This is a genomic window from Nocardioides nematodiphilus (assembly GCF_020216525.1).
GTDB lineage: Bacteria > Actinomycetota > Actinomycetes > Propionibacteriales > Nocardioidaceae > Nocardioides > Nocardioides nematodiphilus.
Genome location: NZ_JAIWOY010000003.1, coordinates 281,274 through 302,937, shown reverse-complemented (window position 1 = coordinate 302,937; position 21,664 = coordinate 281,274). Strand labels below are relative to the sequence as shown.

Genomic DNA, 21,664 nt, shown 5'->3' with positions numbered 1-21,664 from the left:
TTGTTCTAGACCCTGCCGGAGGCGCTGGCGCGTCGGCGGCTGACGGCGTCGACGCTCGCTGCGAGGAGCAGGACGCCACCGGTCACCATCCACACGGTGCCCTGGTCCTGGTCGAGCAGGCCCATGCCGTTGTCGATGATCTTGATGACGATGCCACCGATGAGGGCGTCGATGATCCGGCCCTTGCCACCGAAGAGGCTGGTGCCGCCGATGACGGCCGCGCCGACGGCGTACAGCAGGGTCGTGCCGCCACCGGTGGTGGGGCTGATCGAGTTGGTCCGGCTGGCGAGCAGGATGCCCGCGATCGCGGCGATGGTCGAGGCGACCACGAAGCAGGTCAGCTTGATCCAGGCCACGTTGATGCCGGCGCGACGGGCGGCCTCGGCGTTGCCGCCGACCGCGTAGACGTGCCGGCCCCAGGTCGTACGGCTCAGGGCGAAGCTGAGGACCAGCAGCAGGCCGATCATGAGGACCAGCGAGATCGGCAGACCTCGGATGGACTTCAGGTTCGGGTGCGGACCGCGCTCGGCGGACAGGAACGTCACGACCGCGAGCACGATGACCGTCAGGGTGATCGCCTTGAGGGCCCACTGCAGGTTGGACTCCGCGGTCAGGCCGGCGGACCGGCGACGGCGCATCGACCAGAAGGTGCCGCCGACGTAGCCGACGATGATGACGATCGCCAGCACCCAGCCGAGGGCGACCGACAGGTTGCCGTTGTTCAGCTTGATGATGAAGTCGTTCTGCAACGGGATGGTGCCGCCCGCGCCGGTCTGCTTGAGCAGGACGCCCTGCAGGCCGAGGTACGTCGCCAGGGTCACGACGAAGGACGGGATGCCGAGGCGCGAGACCAGGATGCCGATGAAGAAGCCGATCACGGCGCCGGTCAGCAGACCGACCAGGATCGCCGGGACGGTCGGCCAGCCGTGACGCGACAGCACGATGCCCATCGCCGCGGCCGAGACGCCGCCGGTGATGCCGGCGCCGAGGTCGATCTCGCCGAGGAGCAGGACGAAGACCAGGCCCATCGCCAGCACCACGATGCCGGCGGACTGACCGAGCAGGTTGCCGATGTTGTACGCGGTCGGGAACGTGTCGGGGCGAAGCACCGAGAACACGATCACCAGGGTGACGAGACCCAGGACGGCCGGCAGCGAGCCGACGTCACCGCCGCGCAGGCGGTCGACGTAGCCGGAGACGAGGGCGCCGAAGGTGCGCGGCGACTCGTCCTCGGGGTGCCACTTCTCAGCGGCGGTGGGATCGGTGGCGGTGCTCATGCCGCTCCTCCAGTCTTGGCCGGAAGCTGGCCGGTCGTGATCGCGGTGACGATCTGCTCACGGGTGTAGTCGCTGGTCTCGACCTGGCCGACCATGGCGCCCAGGTACAGGATCGCGATGTCGTCGGCGACCTCGAAGACGTCGTTGAGGTTGTGGCTGATCAGGACGACGCCGAGACCGCGGTCGGCGAGGCGCCGGACCAGCTTGAGGACCTGCTCGGTCTGCGCGACGCCGAGCGCGGCGGTCGGCTCGTCGAGGATGACGACCTTCGAGTTCCACAGGACGGCGCGCGCGATCGCGACGGTCTGGCGCTGTCCGCCGGAGAGGGCCGAGACGTGGGTGCGGACGGACTTGAGGGTGCGGACCGAGAGGCCGTCGAGGGTCTCGCGAGCGCGCTTCTCCATGGTGTCCTCGTCGATCAGGCCACCCTTGGTGATCTCACGACCGAGGAACATGTTGTGGACGACGTCGAGGTTGTCGCACAGCGCGAGGTCCTGGTAGACGACCTCGATGCCGAGGGCGTTGGAGTCCTTCGGGCCGTGCACCTTCACCGGCTGGCCGTCGAAGCTGTAGTCACCCTCGTCGAAGGGGTGGATGCCGGCGATGCCCTTGATCAGGGTGCTCTTGCCGGCGCCGTTGTCACCGACGAGCGCGGTGACGCGGCCGGGACGGACGTCGAGGTCGACGCCACGCAGGACGTGGACGGCGCCGAAGCTCTTCTGGATGCCGCGCAGCGTGAGCAGCGGCTGGGTCGTCGGCCCGGTGGGGCCGGTGCGCTCGGGCGTATCGACGCTCACGAGAAACTCCTTGCTTGGGGTGCGCTGAAGATGAAGCAGGCCCGCCGGATCCGTACGCCGCGGCGTACGGATCCGACGAGCCGTGGGACTTACTGAACGCTGAACTTGGTGCAGAGCTTGGCGACGTCGCCGGCGCAGATCTGCGAGGCGTCGGCCTGGCCGTCGGAGACGACCTGCTTGACGTTGTCCTTGGTGATCCAGACCGGGGTGGCCAGGACGGACGCGACGTCGGTGTTGAGCTTGGTGTCCTTGACGGTGCCCGTCGCGAGCGCCTTGGCGGCCGCGTCGTCACCCTTGATCAGGGCGATGGCGAGGTCCGAGGCAGCCTTGGCCTCGAGGGCGGTGTTCTTGTAGACCGTGCCGGCCTGGTAGCCGCGGAGCACGTTCTGCAGACCCTCGGTGGAGGCGTCCTGGCCGGTGGTCAGGATCTTGCCCTCCTGGCCGTTGGCCTTGAGACGGGCGATGACGCCGCCGGACATGGTGTCGTTGGCGACGACCGCGCCGACGATGTTCTTGTGCTGGGTGAACATGCCGTCGAAGACCTCGCCGGCCTTGGTGGCGTCCCACTCACCGGACTGGTTCGCGACGACCTTGAACTGCGGGGCGGCAGCGAGAGCCTTGTCGTAGCCCTGCTTGAACAGCGCGGCGTTGTTGTCGGTCTCGGCGCCGTCGACGGTGACGACGTCGCCACCCTTGTGGCCCTCGGCGGTCATGGCGTCGACCAGGCCCTGGCCCATGAGCTCGCCGACCTTCACGTTGTCGAACGACACGTAGTACGAGGCGCCACCACCGAGGGTGAGGCGGTCGTAGTCGATCGTCTTGACGCCCGCGTCGGCAGCCTTCTTGAGGCAGGCGGCGCCGGAGTCGGAGTCGAGGTTCGTGATGAGGAGGACAGCGACGCCCTCACCGATCATGCTGTCGCAGAGCTGGCCGAACTTGGCCGTGTCGCCCTGGGCGTTCTGGATATCGGACTTGAGACCCGCGGCGTCGAACGCCTTCTGCAGGTTCGGCTTGTCCTGGCTCTCCCAGCGCGGGGAGGTGGTCGCGTCCGGCAGGATCACGCCCACGTCCATCGAGCCACCACCGGAGCCACCACCGGCGGCGTTGTCACTGCTGTTGTTGTCACTGCTGCCACAGGCGGCCAGCGCACCAAACGCCAGCACACCCGTCGCGACGAGCGCACCCAGGCGGGCGGTCTTGCTCGTGTTCATTTCCCTCGACCTCCGTTGTCCGAGAACAATGACGTGACTCAAGTCACTTGGATTGTTGTCGTCGGAAACATATTGAGGATGTGACCGGCGTGACAAGCCACTACACACGTCTGAGACACGACCGTGACCGAGCCGTTATGAAACCACCGCCGTTGGTCACGATTCGGCACCTATTCGGTCCCCTGGGGCCGCTTCCGCGGGCGCGTGCGCGTCAGGACCACGCCGCCGCGAGGAGCTCGCGGGTGTCGCCGAGGAGCTGCGGGAGCGTCTTCGTACGACCGATGATAGGCATGAAGTTCTGGTCGCCGACCCACCGCGGCACGACGTGCTGGTGCAGGTGCGCCGCGATGCCGGCTCCCCCGGCGACGCCCTGGTTCATCCCGATGTTGAATCCGGCCGGGTTCGAGACTTGCTGCAGGGCGACGATGGCCGCCTTGGTCAGCGCCGTCATCTCGGCGGCCTCCTCGACGGTCGTGTCCACGTAGTTCGGGACGTGGCGGTAGGGGCAGACCATCACGTGCCCCGGCGCGTAGGGGTAGAGGTTGAGGACGACGAAGCAGCGCTCGCCGCGATGCACGATCAGCCCGGCGGCGTCGTCCAGCGACGGGATCCGGCAGAACGGGCAGGCGCCGACGGAGTCGTCCGCGGGCTTGTCGTCGCCCCGGATGTAGGCCATCCGGTACGGCGTCCAGAGCCGTTCGAGCTCATCAGGTCGGCCGATGCCGTCCTGGACGAGCGGGGTCTCCGGCGCGGGGTCGTGCGTGGTGCTCTCGTCGGGGATCACGGAGCGACTGTAGCGAGCGGCCCCTCGGCGCCCGAGGCCGCCGAGGTGAGGTCGAGCAGGTCGGCGATCTGCTGCTCCGGATCGAGCACGACACCCATCGCCCGGGCGTTGCCCTCGATGAGGAACCACGTCGACTGGCTCATCATGGCGCGCAGCCGGTCGGGGCTGAGCACCCGGTTGGGCCGGTTGAGCCAGCGCCGGACCGCGCCGAACACCGCGCCGATCACGCCGTGCACCAGAGCATCGAGCTCATCGACGTCGAGCGTGACGGCCGACCCGAGCCCCACCAGGATGAACGAGACGAGCTGTCCGATGTCGCCGGCCAGGTCGTCGATCGCCTCCTCGAGCACGCCGGTGCCGTTGTTGCGGTCGACCACGTAGTGCAGCGAGCGGTGCTCCGCGGCCCAGCCCACGTACGCCCCCACGATCCGGTCGATGATCTCGGGGATCGTGCCCTCGAGGGTCAGGGACGGGATCAGCTCGCCCCAGAGCATCGCGACGATCGCCTGCTGGATCGCGATGTCGAGATCCGCGCGCTCGGCGAAGTGGCGGTAGACGACCGTCCGGTTGACCCCGGCGCGCTCCGCGATCTGCTGGACGTGCACCTCCGTGCCGGGCTCGGACTCGCCGATCAGCTCGAGCGCAGCAGCCACGATCTGGGCGCGGCGCTCCTCGTTGTGGCGCGCCCAGCGGGCCTGGCGACCGTCCGCCTTGGACGCGGTCGCCTGCACGGAGCTGCGCGCGCCGGCGGTCATACCCCGACCCACCGCCGCAGGGAGGTGTAGCGCGGCTCGGCGGCGCGAGCGGCGACACGGCGCATCTCGTCGACGTCGACGATCTTGATCCGAGGTCGGCCGGCCGCGGCGCCGCGACGCTTCTCCTCGCGGTCGATCGCCTGCCATCCGGCCAGGTCCACCATGCCGGGCTGGCGCTCGCGGATCACGCCGCGTAGGCCCTGGGTGGTGCCGACCGGCTCGGGGATGATGCCGCTGTCGAGATCGTCGAGGATCGCGTCGACGGTCTCCTCGGCGTCGGACTTGTTGGTGCCGATGAAGCCGGTCGGACCGCGCTTGACCCAGCCCGCGACGTAGACGCCCGGGTGGACACGGCCCTGCTGGTTGGGGACGGTGCCGCTGTCGGCGTCGTACGGGAGATCGGTGACCGGGAGGCCGTGGTAGCCGACCGCGCGCAGCAGCATGCCGGCCTCGACCAGCTCGGTCTCCCCCGTCGCGACGGCCCGCGGGACCCCGTCGGCGTCGACCTGGAGGCGGTTGCGGCCGATCTCCACGGACGTGACGCGGCCCTCGCCGTGGACGGCGACCGGCGAGGCGAGGAAGCGCAGCACGATGGTGCGCTTGGCCGGATCGACGGGCCGCGCCGCGAGCTCGCGCAGCAGCCGCGTCTTCACGTCGTCGCCGCTGATCTCGCCGTCACCGGCGTCGACCACGACGTTGATGCCGGTGTGTCCGGCCAGCCCGACCAGCTCCGGCACCGTGAACGCGGCCTCGTTGGGGCCGCGGCGGCCGAGGATGACGACCTCGCGCACCTTGCTGGTCAGCAGCGCGCCGAAGGGCAGGGTGGAGATGTCGGTCGACTCCAGGCGGGAGGGCTGCTCGGCCAGGATGCGGGCACAGTCCAGGGCGACGTTGCCGTTGCCGACGATGACGACCCGCTCATGGCTGAGGTCGACGGCGAGGTCCTGCTTGTCGGGGTGGCCGTTGTACCAGCCGACGAAGTCGGTCGCCGACAGCGAGCCCGCGTGGTCGTCGCCCGGGATGTTGAGCGGCTTGTCGCTGGCGGCGCCGACGGTGTAGACGACCGCGTGGTAGCGGGCGGTCAGCTCGGCGTGGGACACGTCCTTGCCGACCTCGACCCCGAGGAAGTAGCGGAAGCCCGGCTGGCTCTCGATCTGGGCGAAGAGCGTCTCGATCTGCTTGGTGTGCTGGTGGTCCGGGGCGACCCCGGCACGGACGAGGCCGTACGGCGTGGGCAGCCGGTCGAAGACGTCGACGGAGATCTCCGGGTGCTTCAGCAGCTCGTCGGCCGTGTAGAGCCCTGCCGGGCCGGCGCCGACGACCGCGACGCGGAACGGACCGGTGCGCTGCAGCCGGCGCTGCTCGTGCACCAGGGCGAGCGGGGTGCGGTCGGCGTGCGGGAAGGTCGCGAAGTACTCGGCGTTGAGCGCCAGGAACGGCAGCTGCTTCTGGGTCAGGGTCGTGTGCGGGACGATCGCGTCCGCCGGGCACGCGGTGGCGCACGCGCCGCAGTCGACGCAGGCCGCGGCGTCCACGTACAGCATCTCTGCGGTCGCGAAACCGGGGTCACCGGGTGCGGGGTGGATGCAGTTGACCGGGCAGGCGACGACGCACGAGGCATCGCTGCAGCAGGACTGGGTGACGACGTGAGGCACGGAGGAGCCGTTTCTTGCTCAGGAGACCTACCGGCCTCGGGCTGGCGACAGGGGAACGCGGCTCAGTGGGCCGCGGACGCGACCTCGCTGCGATGACGCGACGGGCGGCCGTCGATGCCCATCGCGCGCCACAGGACCTTGGAGAAGCGATCGCGGACACCGACGTTGTCGGCGAGCATCCGGACGTCGCCGAACATGTCCCGCAGACGCTTGCGCGACTCCTCGGAGTCCCACCAGATCTCCTTGGCGACCTCGTCAGGGATGCCCATGTCCTGGCGCGCCTGCTTGCTCGGCACCATGATCACGTCGCAGAGCACCCGCATCAGCACCGGGAAGATGACCTTCATCGCCTGCTTCTTCACGAAGCCCATCTCCGGCATGTGCTGCTCGAGGTACTGGTGGGCGAACCCGATGTGGCGGGCCTCCTCGGCGATGTGGATCTGCATGATGCGGTCGATGAGCGGGTGGCTGCCGCCGGCACGCATGATGCTCTTCTGCAGGTGGTCGATCGGCTCCTCGCCGGCCAGGATGCCGACGAAGAAGGCCTCCGGGAACCAGATGCCCGCCGAGGAGATGAACGGCACCACGTACTTGAACCAGGGCGCTGCGCCGGCGACGTTGTCGAGGTTGAGCGCCGGGCTGCCCACGAAGCGGTTGACGCCCTCCTGGAACATCTGGATGTGGTGCGTCTCCTCGGTGACCTCGTGCATGGCGTACCGGAACTCGGGGTTGCCGTCCCTCATCCCGATGAGGTTCTGCATCACGCCCGCGATGAGCAGCTGCTCGAACTGACGGCCGACCTTGGCGACCTGCGCGTAGCGGTAGGCACCGACCTCGATCTGACGCTCCTTGGGCAGCGACTTGTACCATGCGCTCGCGCCGATCTCGTCGGCGTCGGTGAGGATGAAGCGCTCGTCGTTCGCCAGGACCGCGTAGGCGGGGTCGTCCCACGCGATGTCCTCGAACGCCCGGAAGTGCTGGGTGACCGACGCCTCCGACAGGGTGCGCAGCGTGTCGTAGTACGACTGCCTGCCCTGCGGCACGTGCGCGCTCGCGGTCTTCTCCGGCTTCACTGCGGTCATGTCGAGCCCCTTGTGACGAGTTGGTGAACTGGCGACATACCGACGGTATATCGAGCCACCCGCTCTTCACAAGGGTTTCCGCGACAGCGTGTCGCGGAAACTATTGCAAGCAAAGACTCAGGTCCGGCCCGCGGCTGTCGAACGAGCGCGGACCGGACCTGAGAACGACCGTCAGACCTGCTCGTGCGAGGCCACGGCGGCGGCGACGCGCGCGATGGCGTCGGCGATGGGCACGCCGTTCTCCTGGCGGCCGTCGCGGTAGCGGAAGGAGACCGCGCCGTTCTCGACGTCCTCGCCGCCGGCGATGAGCATGAACGGGATCTTCTGCAGCTGGGCGTTGCGGATCTTCTTCTGGAAGCGGTCGTTCGACTCGTCCACCTCGACCCGGATGCCGGCCTTCTTCAGCTGGTCGGCGACATCCCAGACGTAGTCGTTGAACGCCTCCGCGACCGGGATCATCTCGACCTGGACCGGCGCGAGCCACGGCGGCATGGCGCCCGCGTAGTGCTCGACCAGGACGCCCAGGAAGCGCTCGATCGAGCCGAACTTCGCCGAGTGGATCATCACCGGCTGCTGGCGCGTGCCGTCCGCGGCCTGGTACTCCAGCCCGAAGCGGGCGGGCTGGTTGAAGTCGTACTGGACGGTGCCCATCTGCCAGGTGCGGCCGATGGCGTCCTTGGCCTGGACGGAGACCTTCGGGCCGTAGAACGCGGCGCCGCCCGGGTCCGGGACGAGCTCGAGACCGGTCTCGGCGCAGACATCGGCGAGCACCTTGGTCGCGCTCTCCCAGTCCTCGTCCGAGCCGATGAACTTGTCCTTCTTCTTGTCATCGCGCGTCGACAGCTCGAGGTAGAAGTCGTCCAGGCCGAAGTCGCGGAGCACGCTCAGCATGAAGTTCAGCAGGTGCTTGACCTCGGCGGGCGCCTGCTCCTTGGTGCAGTAGGAGTGGCTGTCGTCCTGGGCGAAGCCGCGCACCCGGGTCAGGCCGTGGATGACGCCGGACTTCTCGTAGCGGTAGACCGAGCCGAACTCGAACAGCCGCAGCGGCAGCTCGCGGTAGGAGCGACCCCGCGAGCTGAAGATGAGGTTGTGCATCGGGCAGTTCATCGCCTTGAGCTGGTAGTTCGAGCCCTCGAACTCCATCGGCGGGAACATGGTGTCGGCGTAGTGCGGCAGGTGGCCCGAGGTGTGGAAGAGGCCGTCCTTGGAGATGTGCGGGGTGCCGACGTAGGAGAAGCCCTCCTCGATGTGCCGGCGGCGGACGTAGTCCTCCATCTCCCGCTTGATCACACCGCCCTTGGGGTGGAAGACCGGCAGGCCGGAGCCGATCTCGTCCGGGAAGCTGAAGAGGTCGAGCTCCTTGCCGAGCTTGCGGTGGTCGCGGCGCTCGGCCTCCTCGATGCGGTGCAGGTGCTCGTCGAGCGCCTCCTGCGACTCCCAGGCGGTGCCGTAGATGCGCTGGAGCTGCTTGTTCTTCTCGTCGCCGCGCCAGTAGGCCGCGGCGGAGCGCATGAGCTTGAACGCCGGGATGCGGCGGGTGGTCGGCAGATGGGGACCGCGACAGAGGTCCTTCCACACGATCTCGCCGTTGCGGTCGAGGTTGTCGTAGATGGTCAGCTCGCCGGCGCCGACCTCGGCGCTGGCGCCCTCGGCGGCCTCGCCCGCGTTGCCCTTCAGGCCGATCAGCTCGAGCTTGTACGGCTCGTCGGCCAGCTCGACGCGGGCGTCGTCGTCGGTGGTGACGCGGCGGGAGAACTTCTGGTTGGCCTTGATGATCTTCTTCATGGCCGACTCGATCTTCGCGAGGTCCTCGGGCACGAACGGCGTCTCGACGTCGAAGTCGTAGTAGAAGCCGTCGGTGACCGGCGGGCCGATGCCGAGCTTGGCCTGCGGGAAGAGCTGCTGCACGGCCTGGGCCATCACGTGCGCGGCGGAGTGCCGCAGGATGTCGCGGCCGTCCCTGGAGTCGATGGCCACGCCCTCGATCTCGTCGCCGTCGGCGACCTCGTAGGCGAGGTCCTTCAGCGCACCGGCGACGCGCGCGGCGACGATGTCCGCGTCGTCGCGGAACAGCTCCCACGCCTTCGTGCCGGTCGTGACCGACCGTTCCTCACGACCCTCGGGGGTGAGTACGACGATCTTCAACTCGGACACGATGGGACTCCTGGATTCGAGGCATGGATCCGGCGAACGCCGCCGGCGCCCCGATCCTATCGGCGGTGGCGGCGCGCCCGCGAAGCCGTTCTGCCGCCGGCGCTGCAGGTCGGAGCGACGCGGCGTCGGTCAGTGGTCCTCGGCGCCTTGGAACGTGACCACGGCGATGTCGTCGCTGGCGTCGCCGCCCTGGTAGCGCAGCACCGTGCTGGCGATGCCGTCGGTGATGCTGGCCGGATCGTGCCGCGACGAGCCGATCAGAGTCCGCAGCCGCTGCTCGCCGAAGAACTCGCCGCCCTCGCGGGCGTCGGTGACACCGTCGGTGTAGAGCGTGACGGTCTCCGTCCCGAGCCGGCGGCGCACGGTGTGGAACGTCGGGTCCTCACGCACGCCGAGGGCCGTGCCCGGGACGCCGAGCTCGCTGACCTCTCCTCCCGCCGCCCGCACCAACGCCGGGGCGTGACCCGCGAGGCTCAGCTGGATGTCCCACCCGCGCGAGCCGCGCTGCAGACTCGCCAGCACGAGCGTGCAGTACCGGTCGGTGTCGTGCTCGAGGAGCGCGCGGTTCACCATCGCCAGCACCCGCGCCGGGTCGGGATCCTCGATCGCCAGCGCGCGCACGGTGTGACGTACGAACGAGGTGACCGCCGCCGCCTCGACGCCCTTTCCCCTCACGTCGCCCAGCGCGATCATCCAGTGGGTCGGGTCGACACGGAAGAAGTCGTAGAAGTCGCCGCCGACCACGGTGCCGTCCCCGGCGGGCCGGTAGGTCGCCGCGACACGGAGGTCCGGGATGGCCGGCGGCGGGGGCGGGACGAAGGTCTGCTGGAGGATCTCCGAGAGACGGTTCGCCTCGACCCGGGCCGCCTCGGCCGCCGTCGTCGCCGCGAGCAGGTCCTGCTCGTACCGGTGCCGCTCCGTGGTCTCCATGAAGACCGCGCGGATGGTCGTCGGCGCTCCGTCGCGATCAGGACCGACGACGGCGTTGAACAGCACCGGGATCCTGCTTCCGTCCGTGCGCACGAGGTCGAGGGCGATCTCGCGGACCGCCCCCTCGAGCTCGAGCATGGGCCACAGGCGGGTCTCGAGGAAGATCCTCGCACCGGCGGGCAGCAGTGAGGCCAGCGATCGATCACCACTGGCCGGCTCCGTCCCGCCGTAGCCGACCATCCGCTCGAACTCGCGATTGGAGCTGAGGATGCGACCTCCGGTGTCCATGACCACGTAGCCGCACGGCGCCAGATCGAGCAGCTCCTCGCCCGCTCCGCCGGGTGGGGGCCGACCGTCGACGGTCATCGGCCGGCCACCCGGTGGGGCGGGCGCGCGAGGAAGTCGCGGATGGCGCTCGTCGTCTCCCCCGGCGCACTCAGCTGCGGGCAGTGGCCCCGCGTCTCGATGATCCGGAGCTCGCTGCCCGCGACGGCGTCCGCCACGTACCGTCCGACCGTCAGGGGCGCCACCACGTCGTCTCGGCACTGCAGCACCAGGGTCGGCGTCGTGATCTCGACCAGGTCGGCGCGGTTGTCCCCGCGGAAGGTGAGCTCGGCGAACTGGGCCGCCACGGTCGGTCGCATCCGGCAGAAGAGCTCGACCAGCTCGCCCTTGATCTGCGGCGATCCCGCGCCCGCGACCATCTCGGCCAACGGCTCCTGCCAGCCGAGGTGGTTGCGGTTCATCAGAGCGAGCAGGTCATCGATGTCGGCCGTGCTGAAGCCACCCACGTACGGGGCGTCGTCGATGTAGCGCGGCGAGGGGGCCGCTAGCACCAGCCGGTCCACGAGATCCGGGCGCTCGATCTGGACCAGGGCGACGATCATGGCCGATACGGAGTGGCCGACGAGCACCGCCGACCGCAGGTCGAGCTCGTCCATCAGCGAGATCAGGTCGTCGCGGTATCCGAGGAGGGAGGAGTGGCGCGCAGGGTCGTAGGCCGACCCATCGGCCCCGTCGGTCCCAGGCAGGTCGATGAGCACGACCTGGTGGTCGGCCTCGAACTCCGGAGCGACGTGGCGCCAGACCTCCTGGCCGCAGCCGTAGCCATGGATGAACACGATCGCCTGAGCATCCCGGAGGCCTCGCACCGTGGCGTTGAGCCGTACGGCAAAGGACATAGCCGTACCGTAGTTCACCGTTCCAGCAGGCGGAATCACCGACGCACGGCCGGGGCGGAGCGCCCGTCACCCCTGCTACGGTGTCGAACATGCGTTCGATCACTGCGCGTGGGGGCGACGAGGCGACACTTCCCCTCGGCCTGCCGACGCCGACGGCTGTGCCACGCGTCCGGCGCCGGAGCATCGCGGCGGGCCCGCCCTCGGAGTTCGTCCACCGGCTCGGCAGCCACGCCCTGACCTCGCAGGGTCTGCCCGCGGGCACCTCCGTGGTCGTCGACACCGAGCGCACCCCGCAGCGAGGCGACATCGTGTTCGCCCGCATCCGTGGCCGGCTCGAGGTCGGTGTCCTCGGCACCCAGCTCGGCCGCAAGGTCCTGCGCTCCGACAACGGGTCCTTCTGGATCGACCACACGACCGATGTATGGGGCGTGGCGGTCGCCGCGGATCCTCCGCTCGACCCGCTGCTTTGAGGCTGGTCGGCGAGACCTACGACGTCGGCTCGTCGAGCATCAGCCGCATCTTGGCCAGACTGCGGCGCAGCAGCCGGGAGACCTGCATCTGCGAGACGCCCAGGAGCTCGGCGATCTCGACCTGCGTCTTGCCCTCCGCGAACTTCAGGGTCACCGCAGCCCGCTCCATCGCACTCAGGTCCGCGATCGCCCCGCGGAGGTCGATCCTCGCCTCGGCGCTGTCGTAGCCCTCCTCCTCGATGGCGACGAGCTGCTGCAGCGCGCCCGCGGAGGGGCCGACGAGCGCGTCGAGCGGGTGGCCGGTGCGGCTGTGGACGACCTCGATGGTCTCGACCACCTCCTCGCCGCTCGCCCCCACGTGCTCGGCGATCTCAGAGATCGTCGGAGCGCGCCCGAGCTTCTGGTGGAGCGCCTCCCGGCTCTCCATCACGGCACCGCGCAGCTCCTGGGCGCGTCGCGGCGCGCGGACCAGAGCCGTCGCGTCGCGCAGGTAGCGCTTGATCTCACCCAGGATCACCGGCGCCGCGTAGGTCACGAACTCGTGCCCCCGGCCGGGGTCGAACCGATCGACCGCCTTGATCAGGCCTACCGAGCCCACCTGGACCAGGTCCTCGTGCGGAGCGGTGCGGTTGGCGAGGCGACGGGTCAGATAGGTCACCAGCGGCAGATTCATCTCGATGATCTGCTCGCGCACGGCGCGGTACTCCTCGACCTCGATGCCGGGCGTGGAGAGTCGCCGGAACAGCGCCGCCACCTCCTCGGTCTGCCGGGGCGTCCAACGGGACGTCTCCTCGGTCACCGAAGCTGGTCCTCTCGGCGGCGAGAGATCTCGATCGCCACCCGGCCGTCCTGCGACTGCACGGCGGTCGCGGGGTCGATCGCGACGAGCATCGCCCACGGCATGCCGCTCCGGTCCACCTCCGCACCCGGACGGCAGGCCGCGGAGAGGCGCACGACGACACCGTCGGCGCCCAGCTCGAACTCGACCGACAGGGCCGGCGCCACCGAGTCGTCGACGAGCGGCAGCAGAAGGATGGCAGCCTCGTCGACAGCCATCTGCAGGTCCTCGGCGTCCTCGAGGGAGACATCGGCGAGCACGGCCATCGATCGGGTCATCGCGCGGATCGCGGCGACGAAGTCCGGATGGGCCGGGACCTGCAGCGAGGTGCCATAGGAGGGCCAGGGGGTGCTGCCAGGGTGAACCATTGCTACCTCATTACACGGGCGTCGGCCCGCGACCTGTGCGCCCGAGGGATACGAGGATCCCGTCGGACACTGCGGATATGTCAGACGTCGTCGCGTGCGAACAGGTCGTCGATCCCGGCCAACGTGAAGACCCGATCCACGATCGGAGAGCGGCCGACGACGGCGACCCCGGTGCCGGCGCTGGCCGCGGCGCGGCGGATCTCCAGCAGGGCACTGATCCCGGTGGAGTCCAGGAAGGTGACCCCGGTCAGATCGAGCCGCATGGGCCCGTGGAGGCCGGCGGAGGTCCAGGCATCGGCGACGGAGACGAGTTCGGGGGCGGTGGCCAGGTCGACGTCACCCGTGACGACCAGGACGTCCTGGCCCTCGAGGTCGGTCTCGCGCGTGGCGGCGAAGAGAGGCATCAAGGACATCCTACCGAGCACCGGGGCCGGTATCGGACGGAGCGAGCCCACCGAGCGCCTCGTCGAGGCCGCTGAACTCGAGCACGCGCGCGACCCGCGGCGAGCTGCGTGCGATCAGCACACGTGAGCCCTGGGCCTTGGCGGCACGCGCCAGCTCGACCAGGGCGCCGATGCCCGTCGAGTCGATGAAGTCCACCTCCGCCATGTCGAGCACGAGCCCACCACCCTGCTCGAGGATCGCGTGACCCTCGTCGAGCAGTGCCTGCCGGGTGACGAGGTCGATCGACCCGTCCAGGATCAGGGTGTCCCTCTCCGCCTCGTCACTACTCCGGTTGATCGTCAACTCCATACCGTCTGGTACTCCCTCAACTTGTCGCTCATCATGTTCTCGCCCTCACGGCCGTCGTGCCCTCGCCGGTCGCAAGACGGAACCAGACCGTCTTGCCGCTGCCGACGCGATCGTCCTCCACGCCCCATTGGGCCGCGATCCGATCGAGGATCCGAAGTCCCCGCCCGGAGGCGACCGACGGATCCAGAGCCCCGGACGGCATCACCGGCCGACCAGCACCGTCGTCGTGCAGCGCGACGGACAGGTAGCCCTCAGCCAGGCTCACCGTGAGCGTGGCGATGGCGCCGCCATGGCGGACCGCGTTGCTCATCAGCTCCGAGACGAGGAGAGCGGCGTCGTCGCGCAGCGCCACCGAGAGGCTGGTTGCGGCCTCGTCCACGATCGCGCGCGCCGCTGCGACGGCTCCTGGGACGGCGGGGAGCTCATGCCGCTCGCTTCCGTTCAACGCCATGCCGCATCCACCTCCCCTGCCCCCTCGTAGCGACGGTCGCGGCTCGTCGCACGCACCCCTGTCGAGGCATGTCTCCCCTCGCGCGCCGATTCCTAAACAAACGCGCGGGAACGAGCGCAAAGTAAAGATGCCGGGCGCGGGCGGTTGCCCTTCTCTGCCAAGATACGGGGCGACGTGAGCCCCTCACGCGATCGCCTCGACGAAGGATGGCAAGACGTGTCGCCACAACCCGACCACCAGTGGATCGACCTGCTCCGCGAGAACGAGGACGAGGTGATCGCGGCGTGGACCGCGGCGGCCGAGGCCAGCCTCGCCGGCCGGATGACCGGCAGCGATCTGGCCAACGACATCCGCGAGATCTACAACGGACTCCTCGCCGGCGAGGGCGCCGAGACCGATATCCGCAGCAGCGTCTACGACGGACTGCGCGCCCTTCTCAACGACCTCGGCCGCACCCGCGCGCGTCAGGGCTTCTCCCCCACCGAGGCCGCTACCAGCATCTTCGCGCTGAAGCAGGTCGTGCTGGACCTGCTCGGACGACGTGGCGACCTCGCCGCCTATCGGGCGTTCGCGAACCTGTCGATCATCGTGGACGACCTCGGGCTGTACATGCTCGAGACGTATGCGAACGCCCGCGAGACCGTGATCGCGCAGCAGGCCGAGACCTTGCTCGAGCTCTCCACCCCGGTGGTGAAGCTGTGGGACAACATCGTGGCGCTGCCGCTGGTCGGCACCCTCGACTCGGCCCGGACCCAGGTGGTCATGGAGGCGCTGTTGCAGGCCCTCGTCGACACCGGCTCGGAGCACGCCATCATCGACATCACCGGCGTGCCGGCCGTGGACACGCAGGTCGCGCAGCATCTGCTCAAGACCGTCCAGGCCGCTCGCCTGCTCGGAGCCGAGTGCATCGTCTCGGGCATCCGCCCGCAGATCGCGCAGACGGTCGTGGCGCTGGGCATCGAGTTCGGCGACATCCACACCAAGGCGAACCTGTCCGACGCGATGCTGCTCGCCATGCGCCGTTCGGGCCTCGACATCGTCGGCAGGTCCTGATGGAGCGCATCCCGATCCTCCGGATCGGCGAGATGCTCCTGGTCTCGATCCAGGTCGACCTTCAGGACCACACCGCGTTGATGCTGCAGGACGACCTCAGCAACCGGATCGTGGAGACGGGCGCCAAGGGCGTCCTGATCGACATCTCCGCGCTCGAGATCGTCGACAGCTTCATCGGGCGCATGATCTCCACCACCGCGGCGGTCTCACGGGTGCTCGACGCGGAGACCGTCGTCGTCGGCATGCAGCCCGCGGTCGCCATCACGCTCGTCGAGCTGGGGCTGACCCTCTCGGGTGTGCGCACCGCGCTCGATGTCGACCGCGGCCTCCGGATGCTGCGCGACAGCGTGGAGTTCCCGGTCGTGGAAAGGGGCGTCACCCCCGATGACGGACGCGCCGACTGACGACCAGACCGTCCTGCCCTTGAAGGCGGACTCCGACGTCGTACGGGTCCGGCAGCTGGTGCGCGACGTCGCCACAGCGGTACGGCTGTCGCTGGTCGACCAGACGAAGCTCGTGACGGCCGCGAGCGAGCTCGCGCGCAACACGCTCGTCTACGGCGGAGGCGGCGAGGCGCGCGTCCGACGGTTGACGCAAGGGACCTCGGTCGGCGTGGAGGTCGTCTTCTCCGATGACGGCCCCGGCATCGCCGACACCGATCTCGCCCTCACCGATGGGTGGACGAGCGGGAACGGCCTCGGGCTGGGCCTGTCGGGCACGCGTCGGCTGGTGGACGACTTCCACCTCGACACCGCTCCCGGCGCCGGCACCACGGTGACCATCGCGAAGTGGCGGCGCTGACGTGCCACCGGCACGCTCGCGTCACACCGCCGACCGCTGGTGGGTCGTCGACGGCGACGCCGCGGTCCCGGCCGTACGCCGGGCCGCGACCGCGCTGTCGGCCGAGGCCGGCTTCTCCGAGGATCGGGTCGGCGAGATCGGCATCGTCGTCACCGAGCTGGCGACCAACCTGGTGCGCCATGCCGGCGGGGGCGAGATGGTGCTTCGGCTCATCGACGGCGCCGACGGGATGGCCCTGCGGGTCCTCGCCATCGACGCCGGTCCCGGCAGTCGCAACATCAACGCCCTCATCTCCGACGGCGCCTCCACGCGAGGGACGCTCGGCATCGGACTCGGCGCGTGCCGGCGACTCGCATCGGCCTTCGACGTCTACTCGGTGCCTGCCCTCGGCACGATCGCGGAGGCGGTCCTCCACCGCACCGCCGACACTCCCGACGAGCCCGGCGCGCGAGTCTCCGATCTGACCCGGCCCCTCTCGGAGGAGGGCCCGTGCGGCGATGCGGCCGCGTACCGCCTCACCGACGGCATCCATGTCGCCATGGTCGCCGACGGGCTGGGCCACGGCCCCCTCGCCGCGGAGGCCTCGCAGCGCGCCGCGGAGGTCCTCGCGGCGTCGGACAGCGTCGCACCGGCCGCGCTGCTGGACCTGATCCACGGAGCACTGCGCGGCACCCGGGGAGCGGCGGTCTCCGTGCTGGCCTTCGATCCGGCCGCGGACACGCTGATCCATGCCGGGATCGGCAACATCGTCGTACGGCTGGCAGGTCCTGCCGGGGTGCGCACGCTGCCCACCCAGCCCGGCATCGTCGGGCATCGGGCCCCGCAGCCGCGCGAGCAGACCCACTCCACGGCCGACTCGGCCATGGCGGTGATGCACAGCGACGGACTCTCCCAGCGCTGGGGCATCGAGGACCTCCCCGGCATCTTGGCCCACCGCCCGGCGGTGGTCTGTGCGGCGCTGCTGCGCAAGGCCGCGAGCCGTCGTGACGACTCGGGCCTCCTCGTCCTCCGGACGGTCGCATGAGCACATCGGTCCTCGCCGAGATGGCCATGCTCACCGAGGAGGACGTCTTCGTCGGGCGCCAGCTGGGGCGTCAGTGCGCGCTGACGCTCGGCTTCGACCGGCTCGACGCGCTGCGCGTGGCGACGGCGGTCAGCGAGGTCGGCCGCGAAATCGTCTCCACCGGCAGCGGAGCCCTGACCCTGACGGTCCGCGGTGACGCCCTGCAGGTCGAGCTGCGTGCCGCCCGCCGGCCGTCCGGGTGGGACGACGCGATCGCCTCGGTGCGCAAGCTGGTCGATCGCCAGGAGCAGCCCGCCCAGGAGGACGGGGTGCGGGTGGTTCTGGAGAAGTGGTTGTCCGGCCCGCCGCCGTCCCGGTCCGAGCTCCAGACGCTGCGGCGGGACCTGCTCGCGCAGAACCCGTCCTCTCCGGCCGCCGAGCTGCGTGAGCAGAACCGCGAGCTGCTGGCCGCGCTGGAGGAGGTTCGGGCCCAGCGAGCCGAGCTGGAGGTCGTCAACGCCGAGCTGGAGGAGACCAATCGCGGCGTGATGGCGCTCTATGCCGAGCTCTCCGCGGAGCTGGACCACACCAATCAGGGGGTGGTGGCCCTCTACGCCGAGATCGACGACAAGAATCTCCAGCTGCGACACGCCAGTGAGGCGAAGAGTCGGTTCCTGCGCAGCATCAGCCACGAGTTGCGGACGCCGGTCAACTCGATCCTGGGGCTCACGGGGCTGCTCCTCGATCCGCATCAGCCTGAGCGGCTCGGACCCGAGCACGCCGAGCAGGTGCAGTACATCCGGACGAGCACCGGAGACCTGCGGCGCCTGGTCGACGAGCTGCTCGACCTGGCGAAGGCGGAGTCCGGACGCCTGCAGCCGACCGTCTCCGAGATCGACCTGCGCGACCTCTTCGAGGAGCTGCGCGGCGTCATCGAGCCGATCGTGCGCCCGGGTGTCGCCTTGGAGATCGACGTCGCCGGTCCGGAGACGATGGTGACCGATCCGGACCTGCTGCGACACGTCCTGCGCAACCTGCTCAGCAACGCCGCCAAGTTCACCGAGTCCGGGGCGATCGCCGTCTCGGTGCACGCCGAGGATCAGGAGGCCGTCTTCACCGTGCGCGACACCGGCCTCGGCATCTCGCAGGACGACCAGGCCCGCATCTTCGAGGAGTTCTACCAGGCGACCTCGCCGTTGCACGCGAGCACCAAGGGCACCGGTCTCGGGTTGCCCTTCGCCCAGGTGGTCGCGACGGCGCTCGGCGGCCACATCGAGGTCATGAGCACGCTCGGGGAGGGCAGCACGTTCACCGTGCGCCTGCCGATGGAGGCACGCGATGCCTGATCGTCTTCCTCTCGTGCTCGTCTGCGATGACACCCCGGCGAAGCGCTACGTGATCGTGAGCTGGCTGCGGCGCAGCGGCTATCGCATCATCGAGACCGACACCGCCGCCGAGGCGCGGCGCATCCTCGCCGAGCGCACCATCGATCTCGCCGTCCTGGACGTCCACCTCCCCGACGGCAGCGGTCTCGACATCACCCGCGACCTGCGTCACGACCCGGAGCGCGCCGGCATCCCCGTCGTGCATGTCTCCGCTGTGGCCATGGAGACCCTGGACCGGGTGGCCGGCCTCGACAGCGGCGCGGACGCGTACCTCGTCGACCCGATCGACCCCGAGGAGCTGCTCTCCACGATCCGCACCCTGCTGCGCTCGTCGGGGGCGCGACGCAGCGCGGAGGAGCTCGCCGGCCGGATGAGCCGGCTCAATCGTGCCGCGGTGCGGCTCAACCTCGCCTCGACGATCGCCCGGCTCGCCGAGGGGGTGGCCCGCGCCGCCGCCGAGGTTCTCGACGAGCCCGCGGTCGCGGTGCTGCTGGACGACGAGGTCGCGCACCGGGCCGCGGCCGCGCCCGGGGGGACCGTCGACCTGAGCGGGACCCTCGACGTCGGGTCGGCCCGCGAGGTGCTCCTCGGCCTGAGCGAGCCCGCGACGGTGCACTCCCAGGAGGGCGCCCTCGCCGACCTCGTGCCGCCCGCGGGCGCAGCTCACTGGCGGGTGCACCCCATCACGGTGGGCGGCGAGCGGTTGGGACTCGTGGCGGTCGCTGCCGCGCTGGACGGCTACGAGAACGGCGACGACCTGGTCATCGAGCGACTCGGCCAGCTCGCATCCGTCGCCCTGGACAACGTGCGCACCCTGGAACGGGAGCACCGCACCGCCCTGCTCCTCCAGCGCAGCCTTCTGCCGGCGACGCTTCCCGTCGTACCCAGGGCGGCGTTGGCCGCCCGGTACCGCGCCTCCGAGCGGCACGCCGAGGTCGGCGGCGACTTCTTCGACGCCTTCGACGTCGACGGCAGTCTCTTCATCGCGATCGGGGACGTGCAGGGTCACTCGCTGGAGGCAGCGGTCGTGATGGCCCAGCTGCGCTACTCCCTGCGCGCCTACGCCTACGACGGCTACGGGCCCGCCGAGATCATGAGCCGCATCGACGACGTGCTGGTCCGGAACGTGCCTGGCGTCATCGCCACCTCCTGTATCGGGATGATCGACCCGGACCGACGCTGGGTGCGCTTCGTCAGCGCAGGCCACCCGCCGATGATCCGCACCCGCGCCGGCGAGGCGACCCTGCTCGCCCAGAAGGGCGTGTTGCTCGGCCTGGGGTCCACGCACCTCGAGCACGTCGAGGAGCTGGTCCCCGGTGACCGTCTCCTGCTGGTCACCGACGGGCTGGTCGAGCGCCGTACGAGGACCATCGACGAGTGCCTCGCCGAGGTCGCGTCCTTCATGGAGGCAGCGTCCGCCTCCGACACCCAGACGGTCGCCGACCTGGTGCTCGACGCGTTCGGCGCCAGCGACGACGACGTCGCGCTGCTCGTCGTGGACCTGGATCCCGCCGCCGACGCCTGAGGCACACCGCCGTCGGCCTTCGCCGGACCCCCTGTGTCCCCCGCCCACTCGGGCTCTATGGTCGAACCCCCAGCTATCGAAGGAGCCCCGCATGGAGGACGGCACCGCCGACGTCACGGTCGCGCAGAACACGTCGCAGCACCGCTACCAGATCCGGGTCGGTGGCGCACCGGCCGGGTTCACCCAGTACCTGACGCACGACCGCACCCATTTCGACTTCGTGCACACCGAGATCGACGACGCGTACGCCGGCCAGGGGCTGGCCGGCGTACTGGTGCGAACGGCCCTCGACGATGTGCGCGCCCAGGGCAAGCGGGCGATCCCGCACTGCCCCTTCGTCGCCTCCTACATCCACAAGCACCCGGAGTACGAGGACATCACCGACTGGCCCGAGGACTGAGTCACCACGGCACCACGCCGTGGCGGTTGACGACCCGGCCGGTGCCGGCCTCGGCCGGCTCGGTGGCCAGGCCGACGATCGCGTCGGTGCCCTCGGTGACGCTCTGCGTCCCCGTGTTGCCGTTGAGGTCGGTCGCCGTGTAGCCGGGGTCGACCGCGTTGAACCGCACGTCGGCGATGCCCTTGGCGTACTGCATCGTCATCATCGTGACCGCCGCCTTCGAGCCGTTGTAGAGCGGCGAGATGACGTGAGACTCCACCCGTGCGGGATCGTGGGTGAGCGTCTGCGACCCCAGCCCGCTGGTGACGTTGACGACGCGCGGGTCGGTGCCCTGACGCAGCAGCGGCAGGAAGGCGTGCGTGACCCGGACGATCGAGATCGCGTTCGTGTCGAAGACCTCGACCGCATCAGGGCCGGTGAGCTCGTCCAGGCCTGCCACCTGGCGGCCGGTGATCCCGGCGTTGTTGATGAGCACGTCGATCGCGCCCTCGTTGGCGGCGACGTCCTTCGCCGCGGCCGCGACCGAGTCGTCGTCGGTGACGTCGATCTGTACGAAGCGCGCTCCCAGCGCGGCGGCGGCCTTCGCGCCGCGCTCCGCGTCGCGGGCGCCGAGGATGACGCTGTGGCCGGCCTCGATGAGGCGGCGGGCGGTCTCATGGCCGAGACCCTTGTTGGCTCCGGTGATGAAGGTGATGGTCATGGCGTCCACCCTGGTCGCTGCCCGCGCCGGCAGCCAGGGACGCCGTGACGGTGGGACTGGCCGTACCAGGCTCGGCGCCCCGTGCGCCCCG

General features: G+C 70.0%; 24 protein-coding genes. 8 read left to right on the top strand and 16 right to left on the bottom strand.

The annotated features are described in order from the left end of the window. Nucleotides 1–5: 5 nt before the first annotated feature. From KSO98_RS07480 to KSO98_RS07435, 10 genes are all read right to left on the bottom strand, one after another. A complete protein-coding gene (locus tag KSO98_RS07480) occupies nt 6–1,277 on the bottom strand; it encodes a sugar ABC transporter permease (RefSeq protein WP_225284501.1) in 1,272 nt (423 codons plus the stop codon). Next, entirely contained in the window at nt 1,274–2,074 is an 801-nt protein-coding gene (locus tag KSO98_RS07475) for an ATP-binding cassette domain-containing protein (RefSeq protein ID WP_225284500.1), read from the bottom strand. The genes KSO98_RS07480 and KSO98_RS07475 overlap by 4 nt, the downstream gene beginning before the upstream one ends. Before the next feature lie 89 nt (nt 2,075–2,163). Continuing rightward, nucleotides 2,164–3,285, bottom strand: coding sequence for a sugar ABC transporter substrate-binding protein (locus KSO98_RS07470; protein WP_225284499.1), 1,122 nt, complete (start codon nt 3,283–3,285; stop codon nt 2,164–2,166). A gap of 211 nt (nt 3,286–3,496) precedes the next feature. Then, nucleotides 3,497–4,069 carry an HIT family protein gene (locus tag KSO98_RS07465; protein WP_308012736.1) on the bottom strand — a complete coding sequence of 191 codons (573 nt, stop codon included), beginning with the start codon at nt 4,067–4,069 and terminating at the stop codon, nt 3,497–3,499. Next, a complete protein-coding gene (locus KSO98_RS07460; protein ID WP_225284497.1) occupies nt 4,066–4,824 on the bottom strand; it encodes a TetR/AcrR family transcriptional regulator in 759 nt (252 codons plus the stop codon). Before KSO98_RS07460 ends, KSO98_RS07465 begins: the two co-directional genes overlap by 4 nt. Continuing rightward, nucleotides 4,821–6,479 carry an FAD-dependent oxidoreductase gene (locus tag KSO98_RS07455; protein ID WP_225284496.1) on the bottom strand — a complete coding sequence of 553 codons (1,659 nt, stop codon included), beginning with the start codon at nt 6,477–6,479 and terminating at the stop codon, nt 4,821–4,823. The genes KSO98_RS07460 and KSO98_RS07455 overlap by 4 nt, the downstream gene beginning before the upstream one ends. 62 nt (nt 6,480–6,541) lie before the next feature. Further along, on the bottom strand, nt 6,542–7,561 hold the full coding sequence (locus KSO98_RS07450) for an AurF N-oxygenase family protein (protein WP_225284495.1): 1,020 nt from the start codon (nt 7,559–7,561) through the stop codon (nt 6,542–6,544). A gap of 171 nt (nt 7,562–7,732) precedes the next feature. After that, nucleotides 7,733–9,715 carry a threonine--tRNA ligase gene (gene thrS, locus KSO98_RS07445; RefSeq protein WP_225284494.1) on the bottom strand — a complete coding sequence of 661 codons (1,983 nt, stop codon included), beginning with the start codon at nt 9,713–9,715 and terminating at the stop codon, nt 7,733–7,735. 129 nt (nt 9,716–9,844) lie between these two features. Further along, nucleotides 9,845–11,011 (bottom strand): SpoIIE family protein phosphatase, encoded by a 1,167-nt coding sequence (locus tag KSO98_RS07440; RefSeq protein WP_225284493.1) that lies wholly within the window; start codon nt 11,009–11,011, stop codon nt 9,845–9,847. Continuing rightward, nucleotides 11,008–11,826, bottom strand: coding sequence for an alpha/beta fold hydrolase (locus tag KSO98_RS07435; protein ID WP_225284492.1), 819 nt, complete (start codon nt 11,824–11,826; stop codon nt 11,008–11,010). The genes KSO98_RS07440 and KSO98_RS07435 overlap by 4 nt, the downstream gene beginning before the upstream one ends. Nucleotides 11,827–11,915: 89 nt before the next feature. Here KSO98_RS07435 and KSO98_RS07430 point away from each other — a divergent pair, with 89 nt between their 5' ends. Continuing rightward, the gene (locus tag KSO98_RS07430; RefSeq protein WP_225284491.1) at nt 11,916–12,296 is read left to right on the top strand and encodes a S24/S26 family peptidase; all 381 of its coding nucleotides are present in this window, start codon (nt 11,916–11,918) and stop codon (nt 12,294–12,296) included. A 16-nt stretch (nt 12,297–12,312) separates the two neighbouring features. On the opposite strand, the gene KSO98_RS07425 is transcribed toward KSO98_RS07430, so the two are convergent. From KSO98_RS07425 to KSO98_RS07405, 5 genes are all read right to left on the bottom strand, one after another. Then, on the bottom strand, nt 12,313–13,095 hold the full coding sequence (locus KSO98_RS07425) for a sigma-70 family RNA polymerase sigma factor (RefSeq protein ID WP_225284490.1): 783 nt from the start codon (nt 13,093–13,095) through the stop codon (nt 12,313–12,315). Continuing rightward, a complete protein-coding gene (locus tag KSO98_RS07420; protein WP_225284489.1) occupies nt 13,092–13,502 on the bottom strand; it encodes an ATP-binding protein in 411 nt (136 codons plus the stop codon). The genes KSO98_RS07425 and KSO98_RS07420 overlap by 4 nt, the downstream gene beginning before the upstream one ends. Nucleotides 13,503–13,582: 80 nt before the next feature. After that, the gene (locus tag KSO98_RS07415) at nt 13,583–13,906 is read right to left on the bottom strand and encodes an STAS domain-containing protein (RefSeq protein WP_225284488.1); all 324 of its coding nucleotides are present in this window, start codon (nt 13,904–13,906) and stop codon (nt 13,583–13,585) included. A gap of 10 nt (nt 13,907–13,916) precedes the next feature. Next, nucleotides 13,917–14,249, bottom strand: a complete 333-nt coding sequence (locus tag KSO98_RS07410; protein ID WP_225284486.1) for an STAS domain-containing protein — start codon at nt 14,247–14,249, stop codon at nt 13,917–13,919. 37 nt (nt 14,250–14,286) lie between these two features. Further along, nucleotides 14,287–14,706: an ATP-binding protein gene (locus KSO98_RS07405; protein WP_225284485.1), complete on the bottom strand. Its 420-nt coding sequence runs from the start codon at nt 14,704–14,706 to the stop codon at nt 14,287–14,289. A gap of 216 nt (nt 14,707–14,922) precedes the next feature. Here KSO98_RS07405 and KSO98_RS07400 point away from each other — a divergent pair, with 216 nt between their 5' ends. The 7 genes from KSO98_RS07400 to KSO98_RS07370 all read left to right on the top strand — a co-directional run bounded on the left by KSO98_RS07400 (nt 14,923) and on the right by KSO98_RS07370 (nt 20,873). Further along, nucleotides 14,923–15,759, top strand: a complete 837-nt coding sequence (locus tag KSO98_RS07400; protein WP_225284483.1) for an STAS domain-containing protein — start codon at nt 14,923–14,925, stop codon at nt 15,757–15,759. Then, complete coding sequence (locus tag KSO98_RS07395) at nt 15,759–16,163, top strand: STAS domain-containing protein (protein WP_225284482.1); 405 nt, start codon at nt 15,759–15,761, stop codon at nt 16,161–16,163. Before KSO98_RS07400 ends, KSO98_RS07395 begins: the two co-directional genes overlap by 1 nt. Next, on the top strand, nt 16,144–16,560 hold the full coding sequence (locus KSO98_RS07390; RefSeq protein ID WP_225284481.1) for an anti-sigma regulatory factor: 417 nt from the start codon (nt 16,144–16,146) through the stop codon (nt 16,558–16,560). The genes KSO98_RS07395 and KSO98_RS07390 overlap by 20 nt, the downstream gene beginning before the upstream one ends. Before the next feature lies 1 nt (nt 16,561). Next, a complete protein-coding gene (locus KSO98_RS18815) occupies nt 16,562–17,584 on the top strand; it encodes an ATP-binding protein (RefSeq protein WP_225284480.1) in 1,023 nt (340 codons plus the stop codon). Continuing rightward, entirely contained in the window at nt 17,581–18,909 is a 1,329-nt protein-coding gene (locus KSO98_RS07380; RefSeq protein ID WP_225284479.1) for a sensor histidine kinase, read from the top strand. Before KSO98_RS18815 ends, KSO98_RS07380 begins: the two co-directional genes overlap by 4 nt. Further along, a complete protein-coding gene (locus tag KSO98_RS07375; protein WP_225284478.1) occupies nt 18,902–20,473 on the top strand; it encodes a fused response regulator/phosphatase in 1,572 nt (523 codons plus the stop codon). The genes KSO98_RS07380 and KSO98_RS07375 overlap by 8 nt, the downstream gene beginning before the upstream one ends. Before the next feature lie 91 nt (nt 20,474–20,564). Further along, the gene (locus KSO98_RS07370) at nt 20,565–20,873 is read left to right on the top strand and encodes a GNAT family N-acetyltransferase (protein WP_225284477.1); all 309 of its coding nucleotides are present in this window, start codon (nt 20,565–20,567) and stop codon (nt 20,871–20,873) included. A gap of 1 nt (nt 20,874) precedes the next feature. Here KSO98_RS07370 and KSO98_RS07365 read toward each other — a convergent pair whose 3' ends face one another. Further along, nucleotides 20,875–21,573, bottom strand: coding sequence for an SDR family NAD(P)-dependent oxidoreductase (locus KSO98_RS07365; RefSeq protein WP_225284476.1), 699 nt, complete (start codon nt 21,571–21,573; stop codon nt 20,875–20,877). Between the last annotated feature and the right edge of the window lie 91 nt (nt 21,574–21,664).

What these genes read in the sequence shown, in the direction of transcription:
- KSO98_RS07480 (WP_225284501.1), bottom strand. Translation starts at nt 1,277, where the DNA reads ATGAGCACCGCCACCGATCCCACCGCCGCTGAGAAGTGGCACCCCGAG.
- KSO98_RS07470 (WP_225284499.1), bottom strand. Translation starts at nt 3,285, where the DNA reads ATGAACACGAGCAAGACCGCCCGCCTGGGTGCGCTCGTCGCGACGGGT.
- KSO98_RS07460 (WP_225284497.1), bottom strand. Translation starts at nt 4,824, where the DNA reads ATGACCGCCGGCGCGCGCAGCTCCGTGCAGGCGACCGCGTCCAAGGCG.
- KSO98_RS07450 (WP_225284495.1), bottom strand. Translation starts at nt 7,561, where the DNA reads ATGACCGCAGTGAAGCCGGAGAAGACCGCGAGCGCGCACGTGCCGCAG.
- KSO98_RS07440 (WP_225284493.1), bottom strand. Translation starts at nt 11,011, where the DNA reads ATGACCGTCGACGGTCGGCCCCCACCCGGCGGAGCGGGCGAGGAGCTG.
- KSO98_RS07435 (WP_225284492.1), bottom strand. Translation starts at nt 11,826, where the DNA reads ATGTCCTTTGCCGTACGGCTCAACGCCACGGTGCGAGGCCTCCGGGAT.
- KSO98_RS07430 (WP_225284491.1), top strand. Translation starts at nt 11,916, where the DNA reads ATGCGTTCGATCACTGCGCGTGGGGGCGACGAGGCGACACTTCCCCTC.
- KSO98_RS07420 (WP_225284489.1), bottom strand. Translation starts at nt 13,502, where the DNA reads ATGGTTCACCCTGGCAGCACCCCCTGGCCCTCCTATGGCACCTCGCTG.
- KSO98_RS07415 (WP_225284488.1), bottom strand. Translation starts at nt 13,906, where the DNA reads ATGCCTCTCTTCGCCGCCACGCGCGAGACCGACCTCGAGGGCCAGGAC.
- KSO98_RS07405 (WP_225284485.1), bottom strand. Translation starts at nt 14,706, where the DNA reads ATGGCGTTGAACGGAAGCGAGCGGCATGAGCTCCCCGCCGTCCCAGGA.
- KSO98_RS07395 (WP_225284482.1), top strand. Translation starts at nt 15,759, where the DNA reads ATGGAGCGCATCCCGATCCTCCGGATCGGCGAGATGCTCCTGGTCTCG.
- KSO98_RS07390 (WP_225284481.1), top strand. Translation starts at nt 16,144, where the DNA reads ATGACGGACGCGCCGACTGACGACCAGACCGTCCTGCCCTTGAAGGCG.
- KSO98_RS07380 (WP_225284479.1), top strand. Translation starts at nt 17,581, where the DNA reads ATGAGCACATCGGTCCTCGCCGAGATGGCCATGCTCACCGAGGAGGAC.
- KSO98_RS07375 (WP_225284478.1), top strand. Translation starts at nt 18,902, where the DNA reads ATGCCTGATCGTCTTCCTCTCGTGCTCGTCTGCGATGACACCCCGGCG.
- KSO98_RS07370 (WP_225284477.1), top strand. Translation starts at nt 20,565, where the DNA reads ATGGAGGACGGCACCGCCGACGTCACGGTCGCGCAGAACACGTCGCAG.
- KSO98_RS07365 (WP_225284476.1), bottom strand. Translation starts at nt 21,573, where the DNA reads ATGACCATCACCTTCATCACCGGAGCCAACAAGGGTCTCGGCCATGAG.